Consider the following 5,522-nt stretch of genomic DNA (forward strand, 5'->3'; position numbering starts at 1 on the left):
GACCTTTCCCGGTCGTTGAGCGAGCCCGGCGGAGCCGAGCGAGACGAAACGTGGTCAGGTCTCGGGGTCGGCTCGCGCCGTTTCGTCTCAGCCGACTCCGTCGTCTTCGCTCAACGACCGTGACTCGCTCTTCGCTCAACGACCGGAGGGCACCGTCAGATCGGCAGCGGCACGACTTCGCCCGACGCCCGACCGTCGGCATGCAGCAGGTGCCCGAGATGCTTCGTCGTCCGCAGCACGACCGACCGGTCGGCGATGCTGACTCCGGGCAGGCGCTCCTCGATGATCGCCTCCATGCGTCCGACGTCCTGCAGGGTGCGCAGCCATACGGCCATGATCACGTTGTACTCGCCGACGGTGTTCGCCACGAGGCGCACCTCCTCGATACGTCCGAGCTGTGCACCCATGCGCTCAGCCATCGCGGCGGGCACGCGCAAGAAGTACCACGCGTAGATCGGCCACGGCGTGTAGCGTCGGGCGACGTCGACGCGGATCGCCAGGCGTCCGGACTCGCGCATCTCGGCGATCGCGTCGCGCACCCGGCGCGGTGCCATCCCGAGTCGAGAGGCCAGCTCCGTGATCCCGACGCGACCGTCGTAGGCGAGCTCGGCGGCGATCGCGTTCCTCTGCTCCGTCGACATGCGAACGGATGCTGAGGGCGCACGCCGTTCCAGGGACTCGATCTGCGTGACCTCCTGCGCAGTGAGCGCACGGAGCCGCCATCCCCGCGCATCGCGGACGGTCTCCGACACCAGGTGGGTGCGCATCGAGCGCACGCCGGCGACCCCGCGGATGCGCTCCAGCGTCCAGACGGCCAGCGCCTCGGCATCCGGAACCGCGAGCGTGAGGAAGATGTCGCGTCCGCCCGCGGTGAGGTCGATCGTGAACGCCTCGGGGTCTCGTCCAAGAGTCTCGGCGACCGCCAGGGTCTCGCCCGGACTGCACTCGATCTCGATCAGCACGAGCACCGCCGGTGCCCGTGCGCCGTATCCGGTGACGTAGACGATGCCCTCTTCCACGAGTCTCGCCCAGCGGCGCGACAGGGTGGCGGGGTCGGCGCCGACGACGGGTGCCAGCGCGTTCCAGGTCGCTCGCGGGCTCACCTGCACGGCGTGAATGAGTCGCTGATCGAGATCGTCCAGTCCGATTTCCTGCATTCGCCACACCTCTGCATCCGATTTCGTGCACCTGACCGTGATCGTACAGCCCCGTTCCTAGAGTCACTGCAACCCGATCCGCTCTTGCTCCACCCGATTGCTCTCAAGGAGTCCTCATGGCTGTCCCCGCACCGCCTGGCAAGACCATCTCCGGCCGCACCGCTCTGCGCGGGGCCGTCGGCTTCCTCGTCGTCATGGAGCTCGGCTCCGGAATGCTGCAGGGCTGGTACCCCGTGCTGCTCGCCGCGATCGGCGAGGAGTTCGGCGTCGGCGCCGCGCAACTCAACTGGGTCAGCGCCGCCTACATGCTCGCGACCGTCGTCTGCGTGCCGATCCTCGCCAAGCTCGGCGACCGCTACGGGCACAAGAAGCTGCTCCTGATCTCGACCGCGCTCGTCGCGCTGGGATCGATCGTCGTCGCCATCGCCCCGAGCTATGAGGTCTTCCTCGTCGGTCGGGCGCTGCAGGCGCCGCTCGCCGCCTTCCTGCCGCTCGAGTTCGCGATCGTCCGCGACCGCGACGAGAAGTCCGCCGGGCGGTCGATCGGCAAGCTCGTCGGTGCGCTCACCTTCGGAGCCGCTCTCGGGTCCCTCGGCTCCGGCCTCCTGTTCGGGGCGCTCGGCGACCTGCGCGCCGTGCTCTGGATGCCTGCCATCTTCCTGCTCATCTGCGTGCCGGTCGTCGCGTTCCTCGTGCCTGAGACCACCGTGCGCGCCGCAGGCAAGACCGACTGGCTCGGTGCCTCGCTGCTCGGCATCGGACTCCTCGCCACCCTCGGCGGCATCTCGAACGCATCCGCGTGGGGTTGGACGAACCCGATCACCTGGGTCGCGATCCTCGGCGGTGTCGCCCTGCTCGTCGTCTGGGTCATGGTCGAGAAGCGCGTCGCGCACCCGCTCATCGACATCGCGCTGCTCACCAAGGGCGGCATCGGCCTGCCGATCATCATCGCGTTCCTCTTCGGCGCCCAGCTCTTCGGCGGGCAGACCGCCTCCAGCGTCTACGTGCTCAGCGATCCGGATGCCGTCGGCTTCGGCCTCGGATTCACGGCAGCCGCCGTGGGAGTCATCTCGCTGGCCGCCGCGCTCTCGGCCTTCCTCGCGTCGATCGTCGGCGACCGTGTCGCCGGCCGCATCGGAGCGAAGGGTGCGATCGTGCTCGGCGGTGTGCTCGTCGGCGGCAGTTACCTCGCCTTCCTCGCGGCGCCGAGCGTCGTCGCCGTCTTCGTCGGGGCCATGGTGATCGCCGGGCTCGGCAACGGTCTGCTCATCTCGGTGCTGCCGACCATCGTGGTGCGCCGCGCCCCCGCCGACTCGGTCGGCATCGCCTCGGCCCTGTACAACACGTCTCGCACCGCGGCAGGAGCCGTCGCGGGTGCCGTGTTCGCCCTGGTCATGGGCAGCTTCCTCATGACGGTCGGCACGGGTGACGCCGCCGTGACCACCACCTCGTTCGAGGGCTACATCGCGGTGTGGAGCATCTGCGCGGCCATCGGCGTCGCGATCGCCGTGCTCGCCCTGTTCCTCCGCGTTCCCGCACCGGTCGCCGAAGACCCCACCCCTGTCCCCGCCGTCACCACGGCCGACCCCGTTCTCGAAGGAGAAACCGCATGACCCTCGCCGACCCGACCACCGAGACCCTGCTCGACCTCGCGGAGGCGAAGCAGCGCAGTGCCGATGCCGTGCGCGCCTGGGAGCTGCGCCTCGTCGAGATCAGCCACGAGATCCACGATGATCCCGAGATCGCGTTCGAGGAGGTGCGGGCGGCGAACCTCGTCGCCGAGGCCCTGCGCGATGCCGGTTTCACCGCCACGGTCGGCGCCTTCGGAGTGGACACCGCCATCGACGCCAGCTTCGGCGACGGGGAGTTCGTGGTCGCGATCTGCGCCGAGTACGACGCTCTTCCGGTCATCGGCCACGCCTGCGGACACAACGTCATCGCGGCGGCAGGGCTGGGTGCGGCGATCGCGCTCGCGGCCATCGCCGATGACGCGGGCCTCACCGTCAAGCTGCTCGGCGCTCCCGCGGAGGAGCACGGTGGGGGCAAGGTGCTCATGCTCGAGGGCGGCGCGTGGGAAGACGCGACGGTGTCGCTCATGGTGCACGGATCCCCCGGCATCGACGTGCGCTGCGAGAGCTTCGCGACGCAGGCCGTCGACCGCTTCCAGGTCACGTACACGGGTCGGCCGGCGCATGCCGCGGCGGCTCCCGACAAGGGCGTCAACGCGCTGGATGCCGCGACCATCGCCCTCACCTCGATCGGCCTGCTCCGTCAGCAGCTGCCCGGCACCGTGCGCACCGCCGCCGTGGTCACGCAGGGCGGCGAGGTGACGAACATCATCCCCGCGCGCACCGTGCTGCAGGCCGAGGTGCGCTCGTTCGACCTCGACGAGCTGCGCGACGCCAAGCGACGGGTGATGGCCTGCTTCGAGGCGGGAGCCCTGGCGTCGGGATGCTCGTGGGAGCAGGTGCGCACGGAGCCGCGCTACGACCCGCTCATCCAGGAGCCGCTGCTCGCCGAGGCGTGGAACGACGCGCTCACCGAGCTCGGCCGCGAGCCCATCGCGTTCACCGGCGCCGCGGGCGGCTCGACCGACATGGGCAACGTCTCGCAGGTCGTGCCGTCGATCCACCCCGGCATCGCGATTCTCGGGTCGACGTCGGCGCCGCACACCGAGGGATTCGCTGCGGATGCCGCGACGCCCGCCGCGGACCGAGCCGTGATCGATGCGGCGATCGGCCTCGCGTGGGCGGCGGCCACCGCCGCGCTCACACCGTCGTCGCGTGCGGATCTGCTCGCTCGGCAGGCCGCGCGGCCGGTCGGTGCGACCACCCACCCGCAGGGCCAGGAGTGACGACTCTCTCCTCTTCGACCCGCGCTCGCCGCAGCGTGTACGTCTCGGCTTTCGATCTGTTCTCGATCGGCATCGGCCCCTCGTCGTCGCACACGGTGGGGCCGATGCGCGCCGGGCGCGACTTCGCCCGGCGCGTGCTGGGGGAGCATCCGTCCAGCATCCGTCGCGTCGAGGTGGTGCTTTACGGGTCGCTCGCCGCGACCGGGCTCGGGCACGGGACGCCGGATGCCGTCGTCGCGGGGGTGGCCGGTCTGGATCCCGAGACGTGTGATCCGGCATCCGTGCGCGGAGCGTGGTCGGGGCACCCGGCGGGATCGCCGTTGCTGTTCGGCGGCGTCGTCCCGGTGGCGTTCGACAGTTCTGATGTCGTGCTCGATCCGTTCACCCGGCAGCCGGGGCACCCGAACACGCTGGTGATCCGGGCGTTCGGGCCTGGTGGGGTGTCGATCGCGGAGGAGACGTATCTCTCGGTCGGCGGTGGATTCATCCAGCGCGTCGGTGAGGTCGTCGAGAGTGCGGTCGTGCCCGACGGGATGCCGTCGTTCCGGACGGCTGCGGAGTTGCTCTCGCTGTGCGCAGGTGGTCGGTCGATCGCCGACGTTGCGCTCGCCGGTGAGCTTGCCGTGCGTGGCGCCGATGCCGTGGATGCGGGGCTGGACGCGATCTGGAACGCGATGCGTTCATGTGTCGAGGCGGGGTTGGATGCCGAGGGTGTGCTGCCGGGTGGTCTCGGCGTGCCGCGGCGGGCCCGCTCGATGCGCGACAGCATCCTGCGTGCCGAGGCCGCGGGGCAGCCGGTCACGTCCGACTGGCTGCAGGCGTTCGCGCTGGCTGTGAATGAGGAGAACGCGGGCGGTGGGCGTGTTGTCACCGCGCCCACGAACGGTGCCGCCGGCATCCTTCCCGCCGTGCTCATGTACTACTCGCGGTTCGTGCCCGGCGCAGATGCTGCGGCTGTGCGGACCTTCCTGCTGACCGCCGCCGCGATCGGTTCGCTGATCAAGGCGAATGCATCGATCTCGGGCGCGGAGGGCGGCTGCCAGGCCGAAGTCGGGTCCGCGTGCGCGATGGCCGCCGCGGGACTGTGCGCCGTGCTCGGCGGAACCCCGCAGCAGGTCGAGAACGCGGCGGAGATCGCGATGGAGCATCACCTCGGACTCACGTGCGACCCGATCGCCGGGCTCGTGCAGATCCCTTGCATCGAGCGCAACGCCGTCGCCGCGTCGACCGCCGTCACCGCTGCCCGCCTCGCCCTGCATGGCGACGGCAGCCACGTGGTGTCGCTGGACGCCGTGATCGAGACGATGCGTCAGACCGGCGCCGACATGAGCGACAAGTACAAGGAGACGAGTCGCGGCGGGCTCGCGGTGAATGTCGTGGAGTGCTGACGCACCCCACTTTCTGTCCCGGTCGTTGAGCGAGGCCGGCGGAGCCGCCCGAGACGAAACGTGGTGACTTTCCGGGATCGGCTCGCGACGTTTCGTCTCAGTCGACTTCGTCGTCTTCGCTCA

The 5,522-nt window shown here is 70.3% G+C and carries 4 protein-coding genes; 3 read left to right on the plus strand and 1 reads right to left on the minus strand.

All coding sequences use genetic code 11. The features are described from left to right. Positions 1-155: 155 nt before the first annotated feature. On the minus strand, positions 156-1,157 hold the full coding sequence (locus HWD99_RS18265; RefSeq protein ID WP_241797618.1) for an Lrp/AsnC family transcriptional regulator: 1,002 nt from the start codon (positions 1,155-1,157) through the stop codon (positions 156-158). 116 nt (positions 1,158-1,273) lie between these two features. On the opposite strand from HWD99_RS18265, the gene HWD99_RS18270 reads away from it, so the two are divergent. Genes HWD99_RS18270 through HWD99_RS18280 form a run of 3 tightly spaced genes read left to right on the plus strand, consistent with a single transcriptional unit; the run spans position 1,274 to position 5,399 of the window. Next, positions 1,274-2,770 carry an MFS transporter gene (locus HWD99_RS18270; RefSeq protein WP_241797619.1) on the plus strand — a complete coding sequence of 499 codons (1,497 nt, stop codon included), beginning with the start codon at positions 1,274-1,276 and terminating at the stop codon, positions 2,768-2,770. Further along, positions 2,767-4,011 (plus strand): M20 family metallopeptidase, encoded by a 1,245-nt coding sequence (locus HWD99_RS18275; RefSeq protein ID WP_241797620.1) that lies wholly within the window; start codon positions 2,767-2,769, stop codon positions 4,009-4,011. Before HWD99_RS18270 ends, HWD99_RS18275 begins: the two co-directional genes overlap by 4 nt. A gap of 35 nt (positions 4,012-4,046) precedes the next feature. Then, positions 4,047-5,399, plus strand: coding sequence for an L-serine ammonia-lyase (locus tag HWD99_RS18280; protein WP_308220749.1), 1,353 nt, complete (start codon positions 4,047-4,049; stop codon positions 5,397-5,399). The last annotated feature ends 123 nt before the right edge of the window (positions 5,400-5,522 follow it).

Source organism: Microbacterium sp. C5A9, assembly GCF_022627955.1.
Classification (GTDB): Bacteria; Actinomycetota; Actinomycetes; order Actinomycetales; family Microbacteriaceae; genus Microbacterium.